The 23,501-nt window shown below is 70.1% G+C and carries 23 protein-coding genes; 11 read left to right on the plus strand and 12 right to left on the minus strand.

What is annotated here, in order from left to right; genetic code table 11:
• Window positions 1-285: 285 nt before the first annotated feature.
• Window positions 286-1,758, minus strand: a complete 1,473-nt coding sequence (dnaA, locus tag C9J87_RS07085; protein ID WP_036491422.1) for a chromosomal replication initiator protein DnaA — start codon at window positions 1,756-1,758, stop codon at window positions 286-288.
• Window positions 1,759-2,275: 517 nt separating this feature from the next.
• Between dnaA and rpmH the strand changes: the two genes are divergently transcribed.
• The 8 genes from rpmH to C9J87_RS07125 all read left to right on the plus strand — a co-directional run bounded on the left by rpmH (window position 2,276) and on the right by C9J87_RS07125 (window position 7,624).
• Window positions 2,276-2,413 carry a 50S ribosomal protein L34 gene (gene rpmH / locus C9J87_RS07090; protein WP_010834589.1) on the plus strand — a complete coding sequence of 46 codons (138 nt, stop codon included), beginning with the start codon at window positions 2,276-2,278 and terminating at the stop codon, window positions 2,411-2,413.
• 26 nt (window positions 2,414-2,439) lie between these two features.
• Window positions 2,440-2,784, plus strand: a complete 345-nt coding sequence (gene rnpA, locus C9J87_RS07095) for a ribonuclease P protein component (protein ID WP_010834588.1) — start codon at window positions 2,440-2,442, stop codon at window positions 2,782-2,784.
• The gene (gene yidD, locus C9J87_RS07100; RefSeq protein WP_010834587.1) at window positions 2,781-3,050 is read left to right on the plus strand and encodes a membrane protein insertion efficiency factor YidD; all 270 of its coding nucleotides are present in this window, start codon (window positions 2,781-2,783) and stop codon (window positions 3,048-3,050) included. The genes rnpA and yidD overlap by 4 nt, the downstream gene beginning before the upstream one ends.
• On the plus strand, window positions 3,051-4,031 hold the full coding sequence (yidC, locus tag C9J87_RS07105; RefSeq protein ID WP_010834586.1) for a membrane protein insertase YidC: 981 nt from the start codon (window positions 3,051-3,053) through the stop codon (window positions 4,029-4,031).
• Between the two features lie 60 nt (window positions 4,032-4,091).
• Window positions 4,092-4,652: a Jag family protein gene (locus C9J87_RS07110; RefSeq protein ID WP_010834585.1), complete on the plus strand. Its 561-nt coding sequence runs from the start codon at window positions 4,092-4,094 to the stop codon at window positions 4,650-4,652.
• Between the two features lie 92 nt (window positions 4,653-4,744).
• A complete protein-coding gene (gene rsmG / locus C9J87_RS07115) occupies window positions 4,745-5,401 on the plus strand; it encodes a 16S rRNA (guanine(527)-N(7))-methyltransferase RsmG (protein ID WP_010834584.1) in 657 nt (218 codons plus the stop codon).
• A 292-nt stretch (window positions 5,402-5,693) separates the two neighbouring features.
• The gene (locus C9J87_RS07120) at window positions 5,694-6,605 is read left to right on the plus strand and encodes a ParA family protein (RefSeq protein WP_036491419.1); all 912 of its coding nucleotides are present in this window, start codon (window positions 5,694-5,696) and stop codon (window positions 6,603-6,605) included.
• On the plus strand, window positions 6,602-7,624 hold the full coding sequence (locus tag C9J87_RS07125) for a ParB/RepB/Spo0J family partition protein (RefSeq protein WP_010834582.1): 1,023 nt from the start codon (window positions 6,602-6,604) through the stop codon (window positions 7,622-7,624). Before C9J87_RS07120 ends, C9J87_RS07125 begins: the two co-directional genes overlap by 4 nt.
• A 140-nt stretch (window positions 7,625-7,764) precedes the next feature.
• Here C9J87_RS07125 and C9J87_RS07130 read toward each other — a convergent pair whose 3' ends face one another.
• Together C9J87_RS07130 and C9J87_RS07135 are read right to left on the minus strand one after the other, a co-directional pair.
• On the minus strand, window positions 7,765-8,541 hold the full coding sequence (locus C9J87_RS07130; protein WP_010834581.1) for a lysophospholipid acyltransferase family protein: 777 nt from the start codon (window positions 8,539-8,541) through the stop codon (window positions 7,765-7,767).
• 78 nt (window positions 8,542-8,619) lie between these two features.
• The gene (locus C9J87_RS07135; protein ID WP_010834580.1) at window positions 8,620-9,834 is read right to left on the minus strand and encodes a pyridoxal phosphate-dependent aminotransferase; all 1,215 of its coding nucleotides are present in this window, start codon (window positions 9,832-9,834) and stop codon (window positions 8,620-8,622) included.
• Window positions 9,835-9,876: 42 nt separating this feature from the next.
• Here C9J87_RS07135 and C9J87_RS07140 point away from each other — a divergent pair, with 42 nt between their 5' ends.
• The gene (locus tag C9J87_RS07140) at window positions 9,877-10,512 is read left to right on the plus strand and encodes a GNAT family N-acetyltransferase (RefSeq protein ID WP_010834579.1); all 636 of its coding nucleotides are present in this window, start codon (window positions 9,877-9,879) and stop codon (window positions 10,510-10,512) included.
• Between the two features lie 96 nt (window positions 10,513-10,608).
• Here the strand turns inward: C9J87_RS07140 and trxA are convergent, their stop codons facing one another.
• From trxA to C9J87_RS07175, 7 genes are all read right to left on the minus strand, one after another.
• Window positions 10,609-10,932, minus strand: a complete 324-nt coding sequence (trxA, locus tag C9J87_RS07145; RefSeq protein ID WP_036491417.1) for a thioredoxin — start codon at window positions 10,930-10,932, stop codon at window positions 10,609-10,611.
• Window positions 10,933-11,042: 110 nt separating this feature from the next.
• The gene (gene trxB, locus C9J87_RS07150; RefSeq protein WP_010834577.1) at window positions 11,043-12,044 is read right to left on the minus strand and encodes a thioredoxin-disulfide reductase; all 1,002 of its coding nucleotides are present in this window, start codon (window positions 12,042-12,044) and stop codon (window positions 11,043-11,045) included.
• A 91-nt stretch (window positions 12,045-12,135) separates the two neighbouring features.
• A complete protein-coding gene (locus C9J87_RS07155) occupies window positions 12,136-12,840 on the minus strand; it encodes a hypothetical protein (RefSeq protein ID WP_010834576.1) in 705 nt (234 codons plus the stop codon).
• Between the two features lie 42 nt (window positions 12,841-12,882).
• Window positions 12,883-13,578, minus strand: coding sequence for an RNA polymerase sigma factor SigM (gene sigM, locus C9J87_RS07160; protein ID WP_010834575.1), 696 nt, complete (start codon window positions 13,576-13,578; stop codon window positions 12,883-12,885).
• Window positions 13,575-15,500, minus strand: a complete 1,926-nt coding sequence (locus C9J87_RS07165) for a protein kinase family protein (RefSeq protein ID WP_010834574.1) — start codon at window positions 15,498-15,500, stop codon at window positions 13,575-13,577. Before C9J87_RS07165 ends, sigM begins: the two co-directional genes overlap by 4 nt.
• A 54-nt stretch (window positions 15,501-15,554) precedes the next feature.
• Window positions 15,555-17,213 (minus strand): murein biosynthesis integral membrane protein MurJ, encoded by a 1,659-nt coding sequence (gene murJ / locus C9J87_RS07170; RefSeq protein WP_232819903.1) that lies wholly within the window; start codon window positions 17,211-17,213, stop codon window positions 15,555-15,557.
• Window positions 17,210-19,501 (minus strand): DUF6049 family protein, encoded by a 2,292-nt coding sequence (locus C9J87_RS07175; protein ID WP_156887268.1) that lies wholly within the window; start codon window positions 19,499-19,501, stop codon window positions 17,210-17,212. Before C9J87_RS07175 ends, murJ begins: the two co-directional genes overlap by 4 nt.
• An 88-nt stretch (window positions 19,502-19,589) precedes the next feature.
• Here C9J87_RS07175 and C9J87_RS07185 point away from each other — a divergent pair, with 88 nt between their 5' ends.
• Together C9J87_RS07185 and C9J87_RS07190 are read left to right on the plus strand one after the other, a co-directional pair.
• Window positions 19,590-21,044 carry a CCA tRNA nucleotidyltransferase gene (locus C9J87_RS07185; protein ID WP_107705100.1) on the plus strand — a complete coding sequence of 485 codons (1,455 nt, stop codon included), beginning with the start codon at window positions 19,590-19,592 and terminating at the stop codon, window positions 21,042-21,044.
• A gap of 21 nt (window positions 21,045-21,065) precedes the next feature.
• Window positions 21,066-21,533: an SRPBCC family protein gene (locus C9J87_RS07190; protein WP_107705101.1), complete on the plus strand. Its 468-nt coding sequence runs from the start codon at window positions 21,066-21,068 to the stop codon at window positions 21,531-21,533.
• Window positions 21,534-21,706: 173 nt separating this feature from the next.
• On the opposite strand, the gene C9J87_RS07195 is transcribed toward C9J87_RS07190, so the two are convergent.
• Both C9J87_RS07195 and C9J87_RS07200 read right to left on the minus strand, forming a co-directional pair.
• A complete protein-coding gene (locus tag C9J87_RS07195; protein ID WP_107705102.1) occupies window positions 21,707-22,789 on the minus strand; it encodes an inositol-3-phosphate synthase in 1,083 nt (360 codons plus the stop codon).
• Window positions 22,790-22,833: 44 nt separating this feature from the next.
• Window positions 22,834-23,421: a PadR family transcriptional regulator gene (locus C9J87_RS07200; RefSeq protein ID WP_107705103.1), complete on the minus strand. Its 588-nt coding sequence runs from the start codon at window positions 23,419-23,421 to the stop codon at window positions 22,834-22,836.
• Between the last annotated feature and the right edge of the window lie 80 nt (window positions 23,422-23,501).

Genomic DNA, 23,501 nt, shown 5'->3' on the forward strand with positions numbered 1-23,501 from the left:
GGGAAGTCCCGCGGTTGTCCCCAGCCAAGGGCCGGTTCAATGATTTCTGGCAATCGATCCGGTTACAGGTACATAGGAGTAATAGCGTCTGTGGAAACTGTGGAGAACTTCTGTTTGTGCAGGTGAGCCCTCGCAATGCGAGTGCACAGGGGCTGTGCGCCCAGCTGTTCACCAGCGGGGCGGGTTGTGCACCCAGCCGGGTGAACTTGTGGTTCGTGCCCGTTCGCACACAGGCCCTGTGGAGGACACGCTGGTCGGAACCACACGTCCTCCACAGATTTCTGCTCACCCTTGACGTGCCTGGACCTTGAGCCGGTTGGTCAGCTCGGACACCTGGTTGAACACCGCGCGCCGCTCGGCGAGCAGCTGGCGGATCTTGCGATCGGCATACATCACGGTCGTGTGGTCGCGGTTGCCGAACTCGGCGCCGATCTTGGGCAGCGACAGCTCGGTCAGCTCGCGGCAGAGGTACATGCCGATCTGGCGGGCCATCACGAGGTGGCGCCCGCGGCTCGGGCCGGTGAGGTCCTCGATCGAGACCCCGAAGTAGGCAGCCGTCTGGGCGATGATCAGTCCCGGCGTGATCTCCGGCTCCGCGCCCTCGGGGATCAGGTCGCGCAGGACGATCTCGGCCAGGCTCATGTCGACGTCCTGGCGGTTGAGGTTCGCGAAGGCCGTGACCCGGATCAGCGCACCCTCGAGCTCGCGGATGTTGGTCTGGATCTTGGAGGCGATGAACTCCAGCACGTCCGGCGGGGCGGTGAGCCGGTCCATCGCGGCCTTCTTGCGCAAGATCGCGATCCGCGTCTCGAGCTCGGGGGGCTGGACGTCGGTGATGAGGCCCCACTCGAACCGGTTGCGCAGCCGCTCCTCGAGCGCCTCGAGCTTCTTGGGCGCCTGGTCGGAGGTGAGCACGATCTGCTTGTTGGCGTTGTGCAGCGTGTTGAAGGTGTGGAAGAACTCCTCCTGCGTCTGCGTCTTGCCCTGCAGGAACTGGATGTCGTCGATCAGCAGCACGTCGACGTCGCGGTAGCGCCGCTTGAACCGGTCCTGCCGGTCGTCGCGGACCGCGTTGATGAACTCGTTGGTGAACTCTTCGCTGGAGACGTAGCGGACCTTGGCGTTGGTGTAGAGGCTGCGCACGTAGTGGCCGATCGCGTGCAGCAGGTGGGTCTTGCCGAGGCCGGACTCGCCGTAGACCAGCAGCGGGTTGTAGGCCTTGCCCGGCGCCTCGGACACCGCGACGGCGGCCGCGTGCGGGAACCGGTTGGAGGAGCCGATGACGAACGTCTCGAACGTGTACTTCGGGTTGAGCCGCGTCTCGAGTGCCGAGTGCGTACGCCGATCGGCGGCCTGCTCCGCGCTGGAGGCCGAGCTCGGTGCCGGCGTCGTCGCGTTGGACGTCGGGATCAGGCCGTGCGGCGTGCCGTCGTCCGCAGGTGCATTTGTCGACATGTCGCTAGGTGGACTTGTCTCTTCGGCGACATGTGTGTGCGGGGTCAGGTCCTCCAGGGCGGGGTTGACGCTGACGGCCATGCGGATCTCGCGGCCGAAGGACTCGCTGAGCGCGTCCTCGAGCTGGGCGCGCAGCCGGCCCTCGAGCTGGCCGCGCGTGAAGTCGTTGGGCACGGCGATGATGGCCGTGCTCTCGTGCAGGGTCACCGGCTCGCTCGCCCGCAACCAAGCCCGCTGGTTGGGTTGGAGGTCATGGACGATGGCTCGCCACACGGTCCCGAGATCGTTTGCCTGGTCGTCCACCGGCCTACCTCTCCTGCATCTGGTTGTTCGGCGATTCGTCCACAGAGTTGTCCACAGTCTGTGAACCATGGGCCGTCGTGGTGACCTGGGTCACACCCCGGGCAGTCGGCCCGTCCTGCTCGAACCCTAAGTGTGCAGGTCAGGCCGCAGATGAGCGGTCCTGTGACCACCCCGTTGCGACCCGTTGCCAGCGGTCGTCCTCACCGGGGCAAGGAACCTCGGTGGGCCGCAACCTAACAACCGTCGAAAGCCCCCGGCAAGCCGTCATCCACAGGCTGACCCGGTATGGCAAGGTCCTGAGTTTGACCCTGATTCGCCAGCGCGCGTACCGTTGGCCGGTCACTCCGTGTCGACGGGTGCCGCATGTCCACGACTCGCATGCCCCACACGGGTCATGCAGCGTGGGTGGGCGGTGCCGGCCGAAGAGCCAAGTGCGGCGATCACTCTGCCCGCCGTACGCACCATGTCCCGCCTGTGGAGTGGACACCCCAAGAGAAACTGCATCGGAGAGAAGCTCGTGAGCAAGCGTACCTACCAGCCGAACAACCGCCGCCGTCACAAGGTGCACGGTTTCCGCCTGCGCATGCGCACCCGCGCCGGCCGCTCGATCCTGTCGGCACGTCGCCGCAAGGGCCGCAGCAGCCTGGCCGTCTGACGGCTGCGCCCGCGGCGTCCACGCTCGTGCTGCCGGCGGCGCACCGACTCGTCGACAGTGACTCCTTCCGGGTCACGGTTCGATCGGGTCGTCGCTGCGGGTCCAGCACGCTCGTGGTCCACCTCGACGTCCAGGCGCCCGGGCAACCGGCGCGCGTGGGTTTCGTGGTCAGCAAGGCCGTGGGCAATGCCGTGGTTCGCAACCGCGTGAAGCGCCGACTTCGACACCTGACCCGGGAGCACCTGCCTGCACTGGCGGGGCTTCCGGGTTCTGCTGTGCTCGTCGTGCGTGCGCTCCCGGCCTCCGCGGACGCGACGACCACGGAACTCGACGCCGACCTGCGCCGTTGTCTGGGCAGGGTGACGTCGTGAAGTTCCTGCTGATCTGGCTGCTGAAGGCCTATCGCACGCTGATCAGCCCGCTGTACGGCCAGGTGTGCCGCTATCACCCGTCCTGCTCCGCCTACGCACTCGAGGCAGTCACCGAGCACGGTGCCCTGCGCGGCGTGTGGCTGGCTGGGCGACGACTGATCCGCTGCCACCCGTGGGCAGCCGGCGGCTATGACCCGGTTCCGCTCGATCCACACAGTCCTCCCCGCGCCGCGAGTGCGGGATCGACCCCGACCCAGGGAGCTTGAGTGCTCGAATTCTTCGGTGCCATCGGCAGTTTCATCATGACGCCGCTGTACTACGCGATCTCCTTCGTTCTCGTTGGCTTCCACAAGGTCTTCGGCGACTGGTTCGGCCCCGCCTCGGGCGTCGCCTGGGTGCTGTCGATCATCGGACTGACCCTGGTCGTGCGGGCAGCGCTGATCCCGCTGTTCGTCAAGCAGATCAAGTCCAGCCGGAACATGCAGCTGATCCAGCCCAAGGTCAAGGAGCTGCAGAAGAAGTACGGCCACGACCGTGAGCGTCTCGCGCAGGAGACGATGAAGCTCTACAAGGACTCGGGCACCAACCCGTTCGCGTCCTGCCTGCCGATCCTGCTGCAGATGCCGATCTTCCTGGCCCTGTTCCGGATCCTCGACCAGGCCGCGCGCAACCCGCAGGACAAGCGCGGGCTGATGACCCCGGAGCTGAACAACCAGCTGCGTGACGCCGTGTTCGCGGGCGCCAAGATCTCCGACACCTTCCTGAGCACCAACGACAACATGGTGCGGCTGCTGGCTGCGGTCCTCGTCATCGCGATGACCCTCACCACCTTCCTCACCCAGCGCCAGCTGATGAGCAAGAACATGCCGGCTGACGCGCTCACCGGGCCCTACGCCCAGCAGCAGAAGATGCTGCTCTACGTCTTGCCGATCGTGTTCGCCGTCGGTGGTATCGCCTTCCCGGTGGGTGTCCTCTTCTACTGGACGACCTCCAACCTGTGGACCATGGGCCAGCAGTTCTACGTGATCCGCAACAACCCCGCCCCCGGCACTCCGGCCTTCGGGGCCAAGGAGGAGCGCGACCGGGCGAAGGCTGCCCGCAAGGGCCTGACGCTCGACGCGCAGACGAGTGCGGAGCCGGCCACGACGGAGACCGCGGTCGAGGAGCGCCCGGCCCCCCGTGTGCAGCCCAAGCGCCAGACGAAGGCGCAGCGCCAGGCCAAGAAGAAGCAGCAGGGCAACAGCTAGCCCTCCCCCAGTTCCCCGCGGCCCGGCCGCGAATTCGAAGCAGATGGCAGGAGATTGCACATGAGCGAGACCAGCGCAGTTGAACCCGACGAGACCAGCACCGACCTGAGCGAGTCGACCGAGGAGTCCACGCAGGACGCGGTCGAGTCCGGCCGTCCCTCCAAGGTGGAGCGGCTCGAGAACGAGGGCGACATCGCCGCCGACTACCTCGAGGAGCTGCTGGACATCGCCGACCTCGACGGCGACCTCGACATGGACGTCGAGGGTGACCGGGCTGCGGTGTCGATCGTGGGCGCCGACCTCTCCCAGCTCGTCGGCGCGAAGGGCGAGGTCCTCGACGCGCTGCAGGAGCTCACCCGCCTGGCCGTCTACCGCGAGACCGGTGAGCGGTCTCGGCTGATGCTCGACGTCTCCGGCTATCGCGCCCAGCAGCGCGAGCGCCTGATCGCCCTGGCCACCGAGAAGATCGCCGAGGTCCAGAAGTCCGGCGAGTCCGTCTCCCTGGAGCCGATGACCTCCTTCGAGCGCAAGGTCGTCCACGACGCCGTGTCCGCTGCCGGCCTGACGTCTGAGTCCGAGGGCGCCGAGCCGCGACGCTTCGTCGTCATCCTGCCGGCCTGAGAGCGCGTGTTTCACGTGAAACAGTGCCCGTGAACACGACGAGCGACCTCCCACCCTCCGTGCCCCCGGAAACTCCCGAGGCGGCCCGGGGGGTGTTTGGTTCCATTCGTCTGCCGCTGGCGGAGGCGTACGCCGCCCTCCTGGCCACCGATGGGGTGCTCCGCGGCCTGATCGGCCCGCGTGAGGCGCCGCGCTTGTGGGATCGGCACCTCCTCAACTGTGCGGTCCTGGGTGAGGCGATCCCCCGGGACGTCTCGGTGTGCGACATCGGGTCGGGCGCCGGGCTGCCCGGCGTGGTGCTGGCCATCGCCCGCCCCGATCTGCGGATCACCCTCGTCGAACCGCTGCTGCGCCGTACGACCTTTCTCGACGAGGTCGTCGAGCAGCTGGCGCTGTCCAACGTCACCGTCGTGCGGCGTCGTGCCGAGGAGGTCAAGGAGCCGCATGGCTTCGACATCGTGACCTCCCGGGCCGTGGCGCCGCTCGAGCGTCTCCTGCGGTGGTCGATGCCGCTGGTCGCGCCGCACGGAGCGCTGGTCGCGATGAAGGGCTCCTCCGTCGCCGAGGAGATCGAAGCGGCCCGCCCGACGCTCAGGAAGCTGCGGTGCTCCGAACCCGAGATCCTCACCCTCGGGGGCGAGTCACTTGTCCACAGCACCCATGCCCTACGGGTGGCCTGGGCCGACCCTTCGCGGGTAGGTTTGCCCGCCTCACGCTCGTCACGTCCCGCGCGCCGTCGCCAACGCTGATCCCTGGCGGCCGACGCGGGTCGTGCCCCCTCTGACCGTGCCAATACTTTTGCGAAAGGTCCTGGTTGTGACCGAGGACTCGAACCGTCCTGAGCATCTCCCTCAGCGCGACGATGCGGGGTTATCCACCGCCTCATCCCCACCCGCTGAGCGTGCGTATCCACAGGAGGCTCACGTTCATCCACAGGTTGAGGGTGGATCTGTTTCACGTGAAACCAGCGCCCCCGAGCAGGTTTCACGTGAAACCAGCCCCGCATGGCGGGTGCGTACGGCGGCTGAGGTCGCCGAAGGCATGAGCGCGTACGACGACGACACCACGCCCCTCGCCCGGGCCGCGGAGCAGTCGGTGCTGGCCCGCAGCGGTCACCTGCACCGCGACACTCCCGCGCCGCGTCCCGGCGCCACCCGGGTGTTCGTGGTCGCCAACCAGAAGGGTGGCGTCGGCAAGACGACCACAACCGTCAACGTCGCCGCCGGGCTCGCCCAGCTGGGCCAGCGGGTGCTGGTGATCGACCTCGACCCCCAGGGGAACGCCTCGACCGCGCTCAGCATCGATCACCACCGCGGGGTGCCCTCGACGTACGACATGCTCGTCGACGGGCAGCCCCTGGCCGAGGTGATGAGCCAGAGCGAGGACATCCCCGGACTCTGGGTCGTGCCGGCAACGATCGACCTCGCGGGCGCCGAGATCGAGCTGGTCAGCATGGTGGCACGTGAAACCCGGCTCCAGACGGCCCTGGCGGGGCATCCCTGGGTCGGGACCGCCGCCACGGCCGGGGAGGAGCGCTTCGACTACGTCCTCATCGACTGCCCGCCGTCGCTGGGGCTGTTGACGCTGAACGCCCTGGTCGCCGGCCGGGAGATGTTCATCCCGATCCAGGCGGAGTACTACGCCCTCGAAGGGCTCGGACAGCTCCTCGAGACCGTGGAGATGGTGCGCAAGCACCTCAACCAGGACCTCGTCGTCAGCACGATCCTGCTGACGATGTACGACGCCCGGACGAGGCTTGCGGCGGGCGTGGCGTCCGAGGTGCGCGAGCACTTCGGGCCCGAGGTGCTCAAGACCGCGATCCCCCGGTCGGTGCGAGTCTCGGAGGCGCCGTCCTACGGCCAGACCGTGATGACCTACGATCCTGCGTCGGCCGGTGCGCTCAGCTATCTCGAGGCAGCCCGGGAGATCGCAACCAAGGGAGCACCTCGATGAGCACCACCCCCAAGCAGCCTCGTCGCGGCCTCGGCCGGGGCCTGGGCTCCCTCATCCCGACCGGTCCCGCCGAGTCGGACGGCTCCCACAGGTGGTCCGTGGACGCCCCCTCGACCCCGCCCACGGCCGCAGCGGACGGCAGCCCCGCGCCTGCGGCGCCCGCGACCAGCACCGGCGAGACGGATCCCGTGCACGCCGGGACCGTCTCCGGCGCCTACTTCGCCGAGCTCCCGATCGCCCAGGTGCGCCCGAACGCCCGGCAGCCTCGCCAGGTCTTCGAGGAGGAGGCCCTTGCTGAGCTCGTGCACTCGATCACCGAGGTCGGGCTGCTCCAGCCCGTCGTGGTGCGGCGCACTGGCGAGGCCGACTACGAGCTGATCATGGGGGAGCGCCGCTGGCGCGCATCCCAGGAGGCCGGTCTCGACACGATCCCGGCCATCGTCCGCCACACCGACGACAACGACATGCTCCGCGACGCGCTGCTGGAGAACCTGCACCGGTCGCAGCTCAACCCGCTCGAGGAGGCTGCCGCCTACGGGCAGCTGCTCGAGGACTTCGGCTGCACCCACGACGAGCTGGCGCAGCGCATCGGTCGCTCGCGCCCCCAGATCAGCAACACGCTGCGGCTGCTCAAGCTGTCCCCGGCCGTCCAGCGTCGCGTCGGGGCCGGCGTCCTGTCGGCCGGCCACGCCCGCGCCCTGCTGACCATCGAGGACCCGGACCTCCAGGACCGCCTCGCGGCCCGCGTCACCGCCGAGGGCATCAGCGTGCGCGGCCTCGAGGAGATCGTCTCCCTCGGGCCCGGCCAGACCGGCACTCCCCGCACCCAGCGCAGTCGCCCGACGGCTCCGGGCCTGGCCGATCTCGCCGAGCGGCTCTCGGACCGGTTCGAGACCCGGGTCAAGGTCGACCTCGGCAAGGCCAAGGGCAAGATCACGGTCGAGTTCGCCTCCCTCGACGACCTGCGCCGGATCGTGGAGGTCATGGACCCGCGCAACCGGAACGACCGTCCGATCTGAGGATCCTCAGCGCTCACCCGGCAGGTCTGGGTCGTCCGGGCGCCCGGTTCACAGCCCGGCGCAACGCTCTGACCTGCACGAACGCTGCTATGTCGACAAAGCGATGCAGCAACAAAGCGACTTGACGACAGGTCGAGAAATCACTTCTTGGTGGCGGCCTTCTTGGCGGCCTTGCGACGCGCGCGCTCGCGCTTCTCCGCGACATCGAGGTCAGCGGCCTCCGCGAGCGTCGGCGCCGTACCCCCGAGACGGGCGGGCACCCACCACGAACCGGGAGGCTGCTCGGCGGTCGGGTAGGCGGTGATCGTCTGCTCCAGCAGGACGTTCATGCGCCGGTGCAGCTCCGCGGTCTGGGCGACCGCGTTGTCCTCGGTGGTGGGATGCATCGGCTCACCGACGGTGAGGGCGATGGTCTTGCCCCGGGAGAAGTCGCGCGGGTGGTCCTTCGTCATCATCCGCTGCGTGCCCCAGAGGACGACGGGCACGAGCGGCACCCCGGCCTCGGCCGCGATGCGCACGGCGCCGGTCTTGAACTCCTTGAGCTCCATCGCGCGCGAGATGGTCGCCTCGGGGAAGATCCCGACCGCCTCGCCGGACTTGAGGTGGTCCAGTGCGACCGCGAGCGACGTCTCACCGGCGGCCCGGTCGACCTCGATGTGGTGCAGCGACCGCATGAAGGGGCCCACCGCGGGGTGATCGAACAGCTCGCGCTTCGCCATGAAGCGGACCTTGCGCCCGGACGGGTTCGCGGCCAGCCCGCCGTAGACGAAGTCGACGTAGCTGATGTGGTTGAAGGCCAGCAGGACGCCGCCGGAGCGCGGCACGTGCTCGGTCCCGGTCATCTGGAACCGCTGTCCGAGCAGCCGGAAAGCGGCCTTGGCGGTGACGATGACGGGGGGATAGGTGAGATCGCGCATGGCAGGGAGCCTAAGCCCCGTCAGGGGACCCTGCGACGCAACGTGACGCCTCTCATCAGCGGGGCGTGCGCCGGCCGGCTAGCGCCTGGTCGCGAGGAAGTCGCCGATCCGCCCGATGGCCTCCTCGAGCACGGACGCCTCGGGCAGGGTCACGAGCCGGAAGTGGTCGGGCGCGAACCAGTTGAAGCCGGTGCCGTGGGTGACCAGGATCTTCTTGGCCCGCAGCAGGTCGATCACGAACTGCTGGTCGTCGTCGATGGCGTAGACCTCGGGGTCCAGGCGCGGGAAGCAGTAGAGCGCACCCTTCGGCGTCACGTTGGAGACGCCCGGGATCTCGTTGAGCAACCGGTCTGCGAGCATCGACTGCTCGTAGAACCTGCCCCCGGGACCGATGAACTCCTCGATCGACTGGTAGCCGCCGAGCGCGGTCTGGATGGCGTGCTGCGCGGGCACGTTGGCGCACATGCGCATGTTGGCCACGAGCGTCAAGCCCTCGAGGAAGTCCGTGGCGATCTCCTTCGGCCCCGAGATCATCAGCCAGCCGGCGCGGTAGCCGCAGACGCGGTAGGCCTTGGACAGGCCGCTGAAGGTCAGGCAGAGCACGTCGTTGCCGGCGAAGGTCGCGGCGTGGTGGTGCTGGGCGTCCTCGAAGAGGATCTTCTCGTAGATCTCGTCGGCGAACACGACCAGCTGGTGGCGCCGGGCGATGTCGACCAGGCCCTTGACGATGTCCTCGCTGTAGACCGCGCCCGTGGGGTTGTTCGGGTTGATGATCACGAGACCATGGGTGTTCTCGGTGATCTTGGCCTCGATGTCGGCCAGGTCGGGGTTCCAGCCGTTCGACTCGTCGCAGCGGTAGTGCACCGCCGTACCGCCCGAGAGCGTGATCGCGCCGGTCCACAGCGGATAGTCGGGCGCGGGCACCAGGATCTCGTTGCCGTCGTCGAGGAACGCCTGCAGCACCATCGAGATGAGCTCGGAGACGCCGTTCCCGATGAAGACGTCCTCGACGCTGACCTCGCGCAGCCCGTGGGACTGGTAGTAGTTCATCACCGCGGTGCGCGCGGAGTAGATGCCTTGCGAGTCGCTGTAGCCCTGCGACTCCGGCAGGTGGTGGATGATGTCGGCCAAGATCGCCTCGGGTGCCTCGAAGCCGAAGGGTGCGGTGTTGCCGATGTTGAGCTTCAGGATCCGGTGTCCCTCGGCCTCGAGGCGCTGGGCCTCGACGAGGATCGGGCCCCGGACGTCGTAGCGGACTCCCTGCAGCTTCTTGCTCTGGCGGATCTGGCGCATGGGCCCATCCTCGCAGTAGGGCATCGCGCCTAGCATGGGGTCATGGCCCGGCGGACAGCCCCGCTCACGCTCGACCACCTGGCTCAGGTGCGCGAGCCGTGTCGCTCCTGCCTGTTCTGGTCGACCGATCCGGTCAGTCGCGCCCGGCTGGGCAGCGGTGAGGAGACGCAGGCGCGCGACGCCTGGCTGTCGTGGGTCCTGCGCGAGTGGGGCTCGGCCGGGCGGGTCGCGCTGGTCGACGGGGAGGTCGTCGGGCACGCGATCTATGCCCCCGCGGTCTTCTTCCCGGGCGCTGCCGGCATCCCGACCTCGCCGCCCTCGCCCGACGCCGTCCTGCTGTCCACGGTGTACGTCGACCCGTCGGCCCGCCACGGAGGCGTCGGCCGGCTCCTGGTGCAGGGGATGGCGCGCGACCTGGTCAAGCGCAACATCGCCGCGGTCGAGGCCTTCGGCGACACCCGGGGCCGCTCCTACGGCTGCGTGATGCCGGCCGAGTTCCTCGGCCGGGTCGGATTCAAGACCCAGCGCGCCCACGTGACCACGCCACGGATGCGGATGGACCTGCGCACCACGGTGACCTGGAAGAGCGAGGTCGGGGCCACCCTCGAGAAGCTGTGGGGCGTGGTGCGCCCGGCGCCGGCGCCTGCACCCAAGACGACGCACCGCTCGTCAGTCTGAGCCCGGGCTCGTCCGGTGCGGGGGTCGGCGGCGCCGTACGACCCCGAAATGCACGTCGACCCGGCACGTGATGTGCCGGGCCGACGAGGAAGCGACTCAGATGAAGTCGGCGAGCTCCTTGAGGAGCGCGGCCTTCGGCTTGGCGCCGACGATCGACTTCACGACCTCGCCGCCCTGGTAGACGTTGATCGTCGGGATGCCGGTGACGCGGTAGGACGCCGGGGTGACCGGGTTCTCGTCGACGTTCATCTTCAAGAACGTGATCTTCTCGCCGTGCTCGGCGTTGATCTCGTCGAGGATCGGGGCGACCTGGCGGCACGGGCCGCACCACTCGGCCCAGAAGTCGACGAGGACGGGCTTGTCGGACTTGAGGACCTGCGCCTCGAACTCGGCGTCGGTGACGGCGGAGATGTTGCCCACGGGGTTGCCCTTTCGGTTGTCTGATGAGGTCTGTAGATGAGTGAACACCACGTCGCCGACATCTGTTCCCACGTCTGTTCGGCGTGGGTACGGCGACGCGAAGCGCTCGATCAGCCGGCGACCTGGGCGGCTTCCTCGACCTCGCGCGCGGTGGCGGCAGCCGAGCCGGCGCTCGAGGCGGCGTGGTCCAGATCGGCGATGTAGCGCTCGGCGTCGAGGGCGGCCGCGCAGCCGGTGCCGGCCGCGGTGATGGCCTGGCGGTAGTGGTGGTCGACGAGGTCGCCGGCGGCGAAGACGCCGCGCAGGTTGGTCGCGGTCGAGGGGTGCTTGACCAGGACGTAGCCGTCGTCGTCGAGGTCGACCTGGCCGGTCAGCAGCTCCGAGCGCGGGTCGTGGCCGATGGCGATGAACAGGCCGGTGACGTCGAGCTGGCGCTCCTCACCGGTCACGGTGTCGCGCAGGGTCAGCGACTCGAGGCGGTCATCGCCGTTGATCGAGGCGATCTCGGAGTTCCAGACCATCTCGAGCTTGGGGTCGGCGAAGGCGCGCTCCTGCATGATCTTGGAGGCGCGCAGCTCGTCGCGGCGGTGGATCAGGTAGACCTTCGAGCCGAAGCGGGTGAGGAAGGTGGCCTCCTCGACGGCCGAGTCACCGCCGCCGATGACCGCGATGGCCTGCTCGCGGAAGAAGAAGCCGTCGCACGTCGCGCACCAGGAGACTCCGCGACCGGAGAGCTCCTCCTCGCGGGGTAGACCGAGCTTGCGGTAGCCGGAGCCCGTCGCGAGGATCACCGAGCGGGCGTGGAACTCGCCGTCCGCGGTCTTGACGACCTTGATGTCGCCGGTCAGGTCGACCTCGACGACGTCGTCGGAGACCAGCTCGGCGCCGAAGCGCTCGGCCTGGGCGCGCATCTCGTCCATCAGGGCCGGGCCCATGATGCCGTCGCGGAAGCCGGGGAAGTTCTCCACCTCGGTGGTGTTCATCAGCGCACCACCGGCGGTGACGGAGCCCTCGAAGACCAGCGGGTTGAGCGACGCGCGCGCGGCGTAGACAGCGGCCGTGTAGCCCGAGGGACCCGAACCGATGATGATGACGTTGCGGACTTCAGACATGCGGTTTCAGGGCTCCTGGAGATGGGGGATGGCTCTACGACGTGTGCAACCGATCGTAGGCGGCCGATGTTCCGCCCGGTGGGCCAGTCCGTCAGCGCGCCCGCAGCCGCACCGAGCGGGCGGGCGAGGCCTCGCCGCAGAGGAACAGGTCGACACGCTGCCGGTCGGCCACCGGCGCGCGGAAGACGAGCACGGCGGGGACACCGTCGAAGGTCACCGGCACCCGCTTGCCGCTCCGGGCGTCCGCGAGCGTGCAGAGCGGGCTGCTGGAGTAGGCGGCGGTGAGAGAGGCGCGGCGCAGGGCCCGCACCTGGGAGCGGAGCCCCGACTCACTCGTGAGGGCACCGGGGCCGGCCGGCGTCCTCCCGTTCTGCATCCTGAGGTCACTCAGCTTTTCCTCGGCGTCGGCCGCGGAGTCGGACTCCGCGTCGAAGGCCCGGCCGGACTCGGCCGTGGCGGGTCGCTCGTCGCTCGAGGCGGCCGAGTCGCCGGCACCGGCGCTGCTGCCCGCGTCGGTGGACGTGCCGGACGGCAGCACCTGGCCGATGCCGACGCCGAGCACCACCACGGCGGCGGCTGCGAGCAGGGCCGTGGCGGCCGTACGGCGACGACGCGACGCCAAGGTCACGACGGGCGCCGGCGCCTGCACGCGCTCGGACCTGAGCGAGGCGAGCGTCTCGTCGAGGCGCGCGACGACCTCGGGGGGAGTGGGGTCGCTGTGACGGGCCGACGCGAGGAGCCTGCGCACGGCGTCGTCCTGTCCGGGAGTCAGCGGGTCGGGCGTGGGATCGGTCAACGGGGGCACCTCCTTCGGCGGGGCAGGGGACGGACGGTCTGGTCAGCTCGGGGCGGGCGGCGGCGCGCGCGGAGGGCCAGTGGTTGGGACGTCCGCGGTGGGCGGGAGGTTCCTGGTGTCGGCCACGTCACGCTGCGGCGGTGCGAGCACCCCGAGGAGCGGGGCCAGCCTCGCCCGGCCCCGGAAGCAGCGCGACTTGACCGTGCCTTCGGCGACGTCGAGCATCTGCGCGGCCTCGGCCACGGAGTAGCCCTCCATGTCGACGAGCACGAGCGCTGCGCGCTGGTCGGGGGTGAGCGTGCCCAGCGCGGTGAGCACCGTGCGCCGGCGCTCGTCGGCCACCGCGAGCTCGGCCGGGTCGAGCTCCGCGTCGGTCGAGCTGACGAGCGAGCCCCGGTCGGCGCGGTCCTCGAGGTCGTCGGGCAGGGCCTCGGTGCGCCTGACCTTCATCGCCCGCAGGCGGTCGAGACAGGCGTTGACGACGACCCGGTGCAGCCAGGTCGTCACGGCCGCGTCCCCGCGGAAGGAGCCGGCCCGGCGGAACGCCGCGATCATCCCCTCCTGGAGTCCGTCGGCGGCGTCCTCGGGGTTGCCCATGGTGCGCAGGGCGACCGCCCAGAGCCGGTCGCGGTGACGGGCGAAGAGCTCACCGAACGCGTCGGCGTCGCCGTCGACGTGCAGCGCGAGCAGCTCGGCGTCCGTGCGCTCGGCGTGCCCCAGGGCCGGTCGTGGGGTCACCCCTTGACCACCACGTCGGCGATGGTGCCCCGGAACCCGCCCTCCACCGGGGGGATCGAGGTCAACCAGACCGTGACGAACTGGCCGGACACCGGCTCGTCGAGGGCGACAGCTAGCCCGCCGTTGCCCGCTGCCGTGCCGACGGGCGTGAGGTCGGAGACGCTGGTCGGGGCGGTCTCGGTGACATAGACCGACACCGCCGTGGGGCCGCCCAGGGTCGCGATGTCGATCTCGCGGACGCCGATGGTGGCACCGAGGTCGAGCACCAGGCCGACGCCTTCCTTGAGCCCGGTCGGCCCGAAGTCCTGCTTGTACGTCGAGGTGTGCCACGAGGTCTCGGGATCGCCGTCGATCGCCAGCGGCACCAGCTCGGGGTACTCCTCCTGCGGCGGCGAGCCCTGCGGGTCGAGGTCGAAGGCCGTGATGCCCGTGAGCGGCGTGGGCGTCGGGCCCTGCGACGTCGTCGTGGTCGTCTCCCCGGGCTCCTCCTCGGCGCCGCCTGAGCCGAGGTGATAGGCCGCGGCAGCAGCCACCAACGCGAGCACGCCGATGGCGATGCCCATCGCGAGCCGGAACCAGTTGCGCCCGGGGACGACGTCGTCCCCGCTGTCGGCGAGCTCCTGCGAGGGCCAGACCCCGCTGCCGGAGCTGGTGGCCGGACCGGTCGACTCCCACGGCCAGTAGGACGGGGACTGGGCAGCGGTGCTGCCGGGTCGCGGGCGACGGACCGGCTGGCCCTCGGGGGGCTCCGGCGCGAACAGGGGCTTGGCGGGCTTCTCCTCGAACGGGGGCGGCGGGGCGGGCGCCTCCCTGCGGGCCGGGATCCAGCCGACCTCGTCGTTCTCGTCGAAGACCGGGATGCCGGCCTGGGTCGGGAGCTCCTCGGCGACGGGGCTGGTCTCGATGATGGCGGTGGGCTCAGCAGGCTGGGCAGGCTCGGACGCGTCGGGCTCGAACGGCTCGGGCTCGGGCGGCTCGGGCTCGGGCGGCTCGGGCCTCGGCTCGGGACGTGCCTCGATGGGAGTCGGCGTCGTGGCAGGCCGGACCTGGGCCGGTGGCACCGGTGGGGACGGCGTGGGCATGGGCCCGATCCGGCTGATGGGCTGGGTCGGCGGTGGCCCGCTCCAGGCGCCGCCCTCGGCCATCCCGGTCGGGTCGCCGACGAACTCGGCGAGCGCTGACGCGACCCCGGCCATGGTCGAGAGGTCGTGCACGGAGCGGTGGCTGTGTCCGGAGACCTGGTTGATGACCTGGTCGCAGAGCGCGTCGAGCGGGCGGGGGATCCCGGCCCGCACGCGTCGCGGTCGCAGCACGTCGCCGTGCACCGTCGGCGCGGGCGGCAGGTTGGAGATGGAGACGCCCGCCCACTTGCCGGTCAGCGCGGCATAGAGCACGGCGACCGTGTCGACCAGGTCGGCCGACTGGCGCCCGGGCGCCAGGCCGTGCAGGGCCGCGTCGACGGCGAAGCCGATGATCCGCACCTGCCCCTGCCGGTCGATCAGGACGTTCTCCGGCACCATCCGGCCGTGGTCGAGGCCGGCGTCGTGCGCCCGCGCCAGGCTGGCGGCCACCTCGGAGACGATCCAGGCCGCTCGACGGGGCTGCAGCGGGCCGCTCGCGGCGAGCATGATGTCGAGGGAGGTGCCCGCACCCCACTCGTTGACGACGTAGCAGACATCGTCGGTCCGGTCGGCGTCGAGCACGCGCAGCATCCGGCGGTCGTGGTGCGGCGCCGTACGCCGTGCAGCCTCGAGCAGGCCGTCGGCGCGCTCGTCCGACCGCGGGATCAGGTGTACGGCGACGTGCCGGTCGAGGACGAGGTCGTGGGCGCGCCAGAAGCGGCCACCGGCGCTCTCGGTCAGCAGCTCGTCGAGGCGGTAGCGGCGGGCGAGCTGGTCACCGGCATGCAGCGAGTCAGGCACGCGGTTCCTCACCCTCCCCGGTCCGACAGGCGTTCGACGCCCTCATCGTAGGACTCACGCGCGCCGCAGGCGGGCCAACGCGGCGTCGGTCACGGAGGTGACTTCGCGGACACGGAAGGTGCGGGCGAGCAGGAGCACGCCGCCGAGCCCGACCGCGCCGGCGAGGCCACCGCGGATCGCGGAGACCCAGGGCTCGGGTTCGTCGGCGAGGGAGCCGAACGCGGCGGTGAGCCCGAGGGTCACCAGCCAGGCCGCGAGGACGGCCGGAGCGACGACGAGCAGCATCCGGACCAGGAAGCGCACGAGGCCCGGTGTCCCGATGCCCCCGAGCACGTGGCGCAGGGAGGCATAGCTGATCGCCGAGCCGACGAGGTAGGCCGAGAGGTAGGCCACCGCGAGGGCGGGGGCGGTGTGGCGGTCGTCCACCCGGCTCACCAGCAGCAGCGCCATCACGATGTTGGTCGCGGAGATGGCGCACTGGATGAAGAAGACGCGGCGCGTCTGCTCGAGGGCGTAGAACCCGCGCAGCATGAGGTAGTGGACGGTGAAGAACACCAGGCCCGGCGCGAACAGCGCGAGGGTCGGGGCGAACCGCTCGTGGGTGCCCTCCTCGGCCCAGCCGAACAGCACGTTGGACACGTCGGCGGCCAGCACCGGGAGCAGCGCCGCGATCGGCAGCACGAGGGCCAGTGCGCTGCGCAGCGTCGAGCCGATGGCGCGGCCCAGGTCGGGCAGGCGGTGGTCGGCGGCGTACGCGGAGATCCTCGGGAGGATCGCGGTCGCCAGCGAGACGGTGATGATCGAGTGGGGGACCATCATGATCAAGAAGGCGTTGGAGTAGACGGTGTAGCCGGTGCCCTCCGGATCGGTCACGGTGCCGCCTGCGGCCTGGTTGATCACCACGAAGTAGGCGAGCTGGTTGACGACGACGAACAGCACCGTCCAGCCGCCCAGCGCGAGCGTCTTGGCCAGGCCCTCGTCACGGAAGTCGAAGCGGGGCCGGTAGGAGAAGCCTGCCGCGCGGAGGTAGGGCAGCAGGATCAGGAGCTGGACGGCGATGCCCAGCGTCGAGCCCACCCCCAGCAGCAGCTCCTGGTTGCCGCCCAGTGCCTGCTGGTACTCGGACTCGGTGGCCTTGCCGTAGAGCACGAGGTAGATCACCAGCATCACAACCGCGACGAGGTTGTTGGCGATCGGCGCCCACATCATCGGGCCGAACCGGCCACGGGCGTTGAGGATCTGCCCGACCAGCACGAACATGCCGTAGAAGAAGACCTGCGGCAGGCACAGCCGGGTCAGGTCGACGATCGACTGGAAGTGAGCGGCCCGGCCGGGTGCGTCGAACTCGCCGGGCAGGAAGAGCCGCAGTGCCCAGGGCGCGACCGCGATGAGCACCACCGTCACGGTGCCGAGGAACAGCGCGGCCAGGGTGATGACGCGGTTGGCATAGGCGTCGCCGCCGTCCTCGTCGCCCTTCATCGCCCGCACCAGCTGCGGGACGAGCACGGCGTTGAAGACGCCGCCCGCGACCAGGATGTAGATCATGTTGGGCAGGGTGTTGGCCAGGGTGAAGAGGTCGGCCTGCAGCGCTGCACCCAGGGCCGCCACGAGCAGCGCTCCGCGCAGGAACCCGCTGATCCGCGAGAAGGCCGTGCCGGCGGCCATCACCGCGCTGGAGGCCAGCAGGGTCGGGGCCTGCTTCTGCTCGCTCACGCGACCTGCTCGCCGGCGGCCTTGTCGTCGGCCTTGTCGCCGGCCTTGCCGCGGTCGCGGAGGCGGCGTACGAGCCGGACCGCGATGGTGCCGAAGAGCAGGGCCGCGCCGCCGGCGAGCAGCAGCCAGATCAGGCCACTCACCTGGGCGGCGCGGATCTGCAGGTTGGTGCTCGAGCCGAGCGGCTCGCCCTGGGTGTCGGTCACGACGAGACGGACCTGGTGGATGCCGGGGCGATCGGCCGTCACGCGCGGCAGGATGCGGTGCCGCGCGCCCGCGCTGATCTGGATCGGGCCCTGGTCGGCGAACTCGAGGTCACCGTCGGACTCGACGGCGATCCGCACCGTCACCGGCTGGTCGAGGCCGTTGACGAGGTCGGCGCCGAACTGCCCGCTCTCGCTCGACAGGGTCACCGCGTCCGGTGCGTCGACGGTGACGCTGGCCATCTGGTCGGCGACGAACACACTTGCCTCGCGCACCGACTCGGCGGCCCGGGCGGCGTTGACGCGGTGTCCGGAGGAGAGGCTCATCAGCACCTCGTCGGCGACCTGCTGGCGCACGAGGTTGGGGAGGCTGAGGGTCCCTGCGAGCAGGTTGGCGCGGGTGGTGAACTGGTCGGCAGCGCTGAAGTTGAGGACGTCGAGCGCCGCCTCCGCGTCCTCGTCGGTGTAGACCAGTCCGACCGCGTTCATCGAGGCCGCGGGGCGCAGGGTGAGGTCGGCGACGCTGATCGGCTCCAGCCACGGCACCTCGAGGCCGGTGAACAGGGGGCTCGGGTCGACGGGTCGCCAGTGGGCCGGCAGCATCATCACGACGGGTGAGCGGGAGCCGGACTGCAGGCGCAGGGCCACCTCGCTCAGCAGCCGCTGCCGCAGGGCCAACGGGTCGGCGGAGGCGGTCGGGCTCGGGCCGCCCGCCGCGGCCCCGCTGGAGGTGACGACCACCTTGTGCTCGAGCAGGCGCACCATCGACTGCGGCGCGTTGGGGGGCACGGACGCGAAGGACGTGTCGGCCACCATGATCGTGGTGTCCGGCGTGGCTGCCTCGATGGCGGCCGGGCTCAGGATGCCGTCGCGCGGGGCGATCGCCGGCGTGGCGGCGACCTCCAGCCAGGCCATCACCTGGGCGCTGCGCGTCACGGCCTGCTGGTAGTAGCCGGGACCGTGCACCGCCGCTGCGGACACGTCGAGGTCGCCGTACGGCAGGGCGAGGACGGGCTGGTCGGCCGTGACCTGCCTGAAGCGGTCGAGCCAGGCGCCGGCCAGGCCGGCGACCCGCTGCTCCTCCTCGGTGAGCTCGTCGTCGGGGTCGACCGGGGGGATCGGGTCGGAGGGTGCCGAGAAGGGATCGGGCCCGGCCGGCGCGCCGTCCGTCGGGGAGGCAGGCTCGTCGGAGGGCTCCTCGGTGGGCTCGGGCGTCACCGCAGGATCGGGGGCCAGGCTGCGGTCGGGGTTGCCCTCCTCGAGCCGGGCCACCGCCGCGAGCACGGCCGGGTCGACCAGCCAGGTGAGGGGGACGTCGGCGTCGTCCGCCGCCAGGATCGAGTGCAGCCGGCCGCCCTCGGCGAGCGACCTGGCCCACCTGCCGACCCGGTCCACGCGACCTGAAGGAGTGAGCCACACGGTCTCGCGGATGGGCACGACGATCGCCGCATCGACGCTGTCCGGGTTCTTCCCGCTGCGCGGCACCAGCGGGATGAAGGTGCGGGCGCGCCCGTCGGCGACGATGTCACGCTCCACCGAGGAGCTGCCGAGGGCGTGCACCCCGAGCCAGTAGACGCCGGTGGCCTCGACGAGGATCTCGCTGCGCGGCACCTTGAGCCGGAACTCCGTCGTCTCGCCGGGTTCGAGCACCTCGACGGTGTCCTCGGTGCCGGGCGTCACGATCCGTTCGCCGACGAACTCGTCCGCGTCGATCGCCGAGGACGCGGCCAGCGAGGGCGCGTCAACGATCGGGGACGCGGAGACCAACGCATAGAGATTGATGTCGGTCCACTGCTCGTCGCTCTGGTTGGTGAGCGTGCCGGTGATCCTGACCGGGCGCTCGTCGTCGCTCAGGGCCGAGGGCTTGATCGAGTCGAGGTGGATCTTCAACGGGTCGGCGGCTGCCCGGGCCGGGGCGCCCTTGCGGGGTTCTGCGGAGGCGGTCGCGAGGCTCGCCGACGCGGGCCCGAGCAGGGCCAGGACGAGGGAGAGCGTGGCGAGGACGAGAGCCCGCGCCGTCGTCGGCACCGCCGGGATCCGTCCCCGACTCCTCCGGGCGGGGAGGGAGGGGGACAGGTGCTGCACGGCACGACTGTAGCCGCGCAGACCACCCCTTCGAGCACGACGCTCGCGACCACGGCGATCCCTCTCCGATCCCCTAGAGTTGACCCTCGTGTCCGACGCCGCCCTGCCTCCATTGACCATCGTCGAGGTCGAGCGCCGCGTCAGCGCGGAGCTGACCCGGATCGGGCCGGTGATCGACCAGCTCGGGGCGCGCTTCGCCGCGGCCGGCGAGGAGCTGGCGCTGGTCGGCGGCCCGGTGCGCGACGCGATGCTCGGGCGCCTGCAGAACGACCTCGACTTCACCACCTCCGCCCGGCCCGAGAAGACCGAGAAGCTGCTCGCCGGCTGGGTCGACGCGATCTGGGACATGGGCCGCGCCTTCGGCACCATCGGCGCACGCATCGGCGAGTGGCAGGTGGAGATCACGACCTACCGCTCCGAGACCTACGACCCGCTCTCACGCAAGCCCGACGTGGCGTACGGCGACAACCTGGCCGGCGACCTCGGGCGGCGCGACTTCACGGTCAACGCGATGGCGGTCAGCGTCCCCGGTCGCGAGTTCGAGGACCCGTACGGCGGACTCGTCGACCTCGCCAACCGGACCCTGCGCACCCCCGGCCGTCCCGAGGACTCCTTCTCCGACGACCCGCTGCGGATGATGCGCGCCGCCCGCTTCGCCGCGCAGCTCGGCTTCGCCGTTGCGCCGGAGGTGGTCGCGGCCATGACCGAGATGGCCGGGCGGATCGAGATCATCTCCGCGGAGCGGGTCCGCGACGAGCTGGTCAAGCTGGTGTGCGCGCCGTTCCCCCGGCTCGGGCTCACGCTGCTGGTGGACACCGGCCTGGCGGCACACGTCCTGCCCGAGCTGCCGGCGCTGGCCCTCGAGCGCGACGAGCACCACCGCCACAAGGACGTCTACGAGCACACGCTGACGGTGCTGGAGCAGTCGATCGACCTCGAGTCGCGCTTGGGGGGCGGTCCCGACTTCGTCTCCCGCTTCGCCGCGCTGATGCACGACGTCGGCAAGCCGCGGACCCGGCGCTTCGAGTCCGGCGGTCTCGTCACCTTCCACCACCACGACGTGGTGGGCGCCAAGATCACCCGCAAGCGGATGCAGGCGCTGCGCTTCTCCAACGCCGAGATCGACGCCGTGTCCAAGCTGGTCGAGCTGCACCTGCGCTTCCACGGCTACGGCTCCGGTGAGTGGACCGACGCGGCGGTCCGCCGCTACGTCCGCGACGCCGGCGACCAGCTCGAGCGGCTGCACATCCTCACCCGCGCCGACTGCACGACCCGCAACCAGCGCAAGGCCGACCGCCTGCGCCGGACCTACGACTCGCTCGAGGAGCGGATCGACCGGCTCGCCGAGCAGGAGGAGCTCGCCTCCATCCGTCCCGACCTCGACGGCGCGCAGATCATGGAGATCCTCGGCATCGAGCCGGGGCGCCGCGTCGGTGACGCCTACAAGCACCTGCTCGAGCTGCGGATGGACAACGGGCCGATGAGCGAGGACGACGCCCGCGCCGCCCTGCTGGCGTGGGCCGAGGCCAACCCGGTCGACTGAGGCTGGGTAACGTAACCGCCCATGACCGATCTCGTCGCACCCCTGCTCGAAGAGTCCACCACCATCGATGCTGCGCCCGAGAAGGTGTGGACCCTCGTCTCCGACCTCGGCCGGATGTCCGAGTGGAGTCCACAGGTCGTCAAGACGATCGTCCGCGGCCGCCCGATCCAGCTCGGCACCAAGATGATCAACATCAACCGGCGTGGCCTGCTCGTGTGGCCCACCCAGTCCAAGGTCGTCCGGTTCGAGCCGCAGCGCGAGGTCGCGTTCCGGGTCAAGGACAACTTCACGATCTGGTCGTTCACCCTCGAGGCCGACGGTGCCGGCGGCACGCGCCTGATCCAGCGCCGCGAGGCGCCCGACGGCATCTCGAACATCTCCCGCGCCCTGACCGAGCGGATGCTCGGCGGCGTCGCCGACTTCCAGGTCGAGCTCGGCGAGGGCATGCGCGAGACCTTGGCGAAGATCAAGGTCGCCGTGGAGCGCTGACGCTTCGCCGTACGGCGTGGTGCTGGTGTGGCACCCACCCCTGGCGCCCCACGAAAACCCGCATAGGCGGGGGAATCGAGGGTTCCGGAGTGTTGCAACACCCCAGAACGTGACGAAACCCCCGAGAGGTTGCCTCTCGGGGGTTTCGGCGGTTCAGCTCACCAGCGGTGAGATCACTCGCCCTTGATGAACTTCTCGAGCTCCTCGCGACCGAGGTCGTCGGGCATCTGCACCGGCGGGCTCTTCATGAGGTAGGTCGAGGCGGCGATGATCGGGCCGCCGATGCCGCGGTCGAGGGCGATCTTCGCGGCGCGCACGGCGTCGATGATGATGCCGGCCGAGTTGGGCGAGTCCCAGACCTCGAGCTTGTACTCCAGGTTGAGCGGGACGTCGCCGAAGGCGCGACCCTCGAGGCGGACGTAGGCCCACTTGCGGTCATCGAGCCAGGCGACGTAGTCGGACGGGCCGATGTGGACGTTCTTGCTGTCCGTGAGGCCGGCCAGCGAGCCGGTCAGGTTGGACGTCACGGCCTGGGTCTTGGAGACCTTCTTGGACTCCAGGCGCTCCCGCTCGAGCATGTTCTTGAAGTCCATGTTGCCGCCGACGTTGAGCTGGTAGGTGCGATCCAGCGCGACACCGCGGTCCTCGAACAGCTTGGCCATCACGCGGTGCGTGATGGTCGCGCCGACCTGCGACTTGATGTCGTCACCCACGATCGGGACGCCGGCGTCCTCGAACTTCTTGGCCCACTCGGGGTCGGAGGCGATGAAGACGGGCAGCGCGTTGACGAAGCCGCAGCCGGCGTCGATGGCGCACTGGGCGTAGAACTTGTCCGCCTCCTCGGAACCGACCGGGAGGTAGGACACGACGACGTCGACCTGGGCAGCCTTGAGGGCGGCCACGACGTCGACCGCCTCGGCGGGCGACTCGTCGATCGTCATGCGGTAGTACTTGCCGAGGCCGTCCAGGGTCGGGCCGCGCAGCACCTCCACACCGATGGTGGGGACGTCGCAGATCTTGATCGTGTTGTTCTCCGAGGCGTTGATCGCCTCCGAGAGGTCCTTGCCGACCTTCTTGTCGTCGACGTCGAAGGCGGCGACGAACTTCACGTCAGAGACGTGGTAGTCGCCGAACTTCACGTGCATGAGGCCCGGAACGACTGCGGTCGGGTCGGCGTCCTTGTAGTACTCGACGCCCTGGATGAGGGAGGTGGCGCAGTTGCCGACCCCCACGATTGCTACTCGTACGGACCCCATGGGGACTCTCCTTGTGTCGTGGGACTTCTTGGTGGCGTGCATGGTCAGTGGTCGGTGCTCGGGGTGTGGACCGTCCGCGCCCCGTGCGGTGAGAGGGGTTCGCCCCGCTCGGCGGAGATGAGGTCGGAGAGCCAGCGCACTTCGCGCTCGACCGACTCGACCCCGTGCCGCTGCAGCTCTGCGGCATACCTGTTGACCTCGGCCTGGGTGCGCTCGAGATCCGACTGGACGCGTGCCAGTCGTTCCTGGAGTCGGGTACGGCGCCCTTCGAGCACCCGCAACCGGATCTCCATGTCGGTTCGTCCGAAGAACGCGAACCGGATGTCGAAGTTGTCGTCCTCCCACGCCGTGGGACCGACCTCCGACATCAGGCGCTCGAACTCGGTGTGCCCGGCCTCGGTGACCTCGTAGACGATCCGGGGGCGGCGCGACACCGGTGTGGTGGCCGTCGCCTCCTCGATGAGGTTGGCCCGGAGCATCTTCTTCAGCGCGGGGTAGAGGGAGCCGTAGGACAGCACCCGACCCCAGCCGAGCATCAGGTTGAGCCGCTTGCGCAGCTCGTAGCCGTGCATGGGTCCCTCGTGCAGCAGTCCGAGGACTGCCAGCTCGATGGTCTCTGCGCGACGTGCCATGCGACCTATCGTAGCGATATATCCACACGCCGCTAATCGAAGTCGACCAGCCCTGCCACGTACCCTTTGCGCGTGAGCAA

It is taken from the genome of Nocardioides allogilvus, assembly GCF_003047285.1.
GTDB lineage: Bacteria > Actinomycetota > Actinomycetes > Propionibacteriales > Nocardioidaceae > Nocardioides > Nocardioides allogilvus.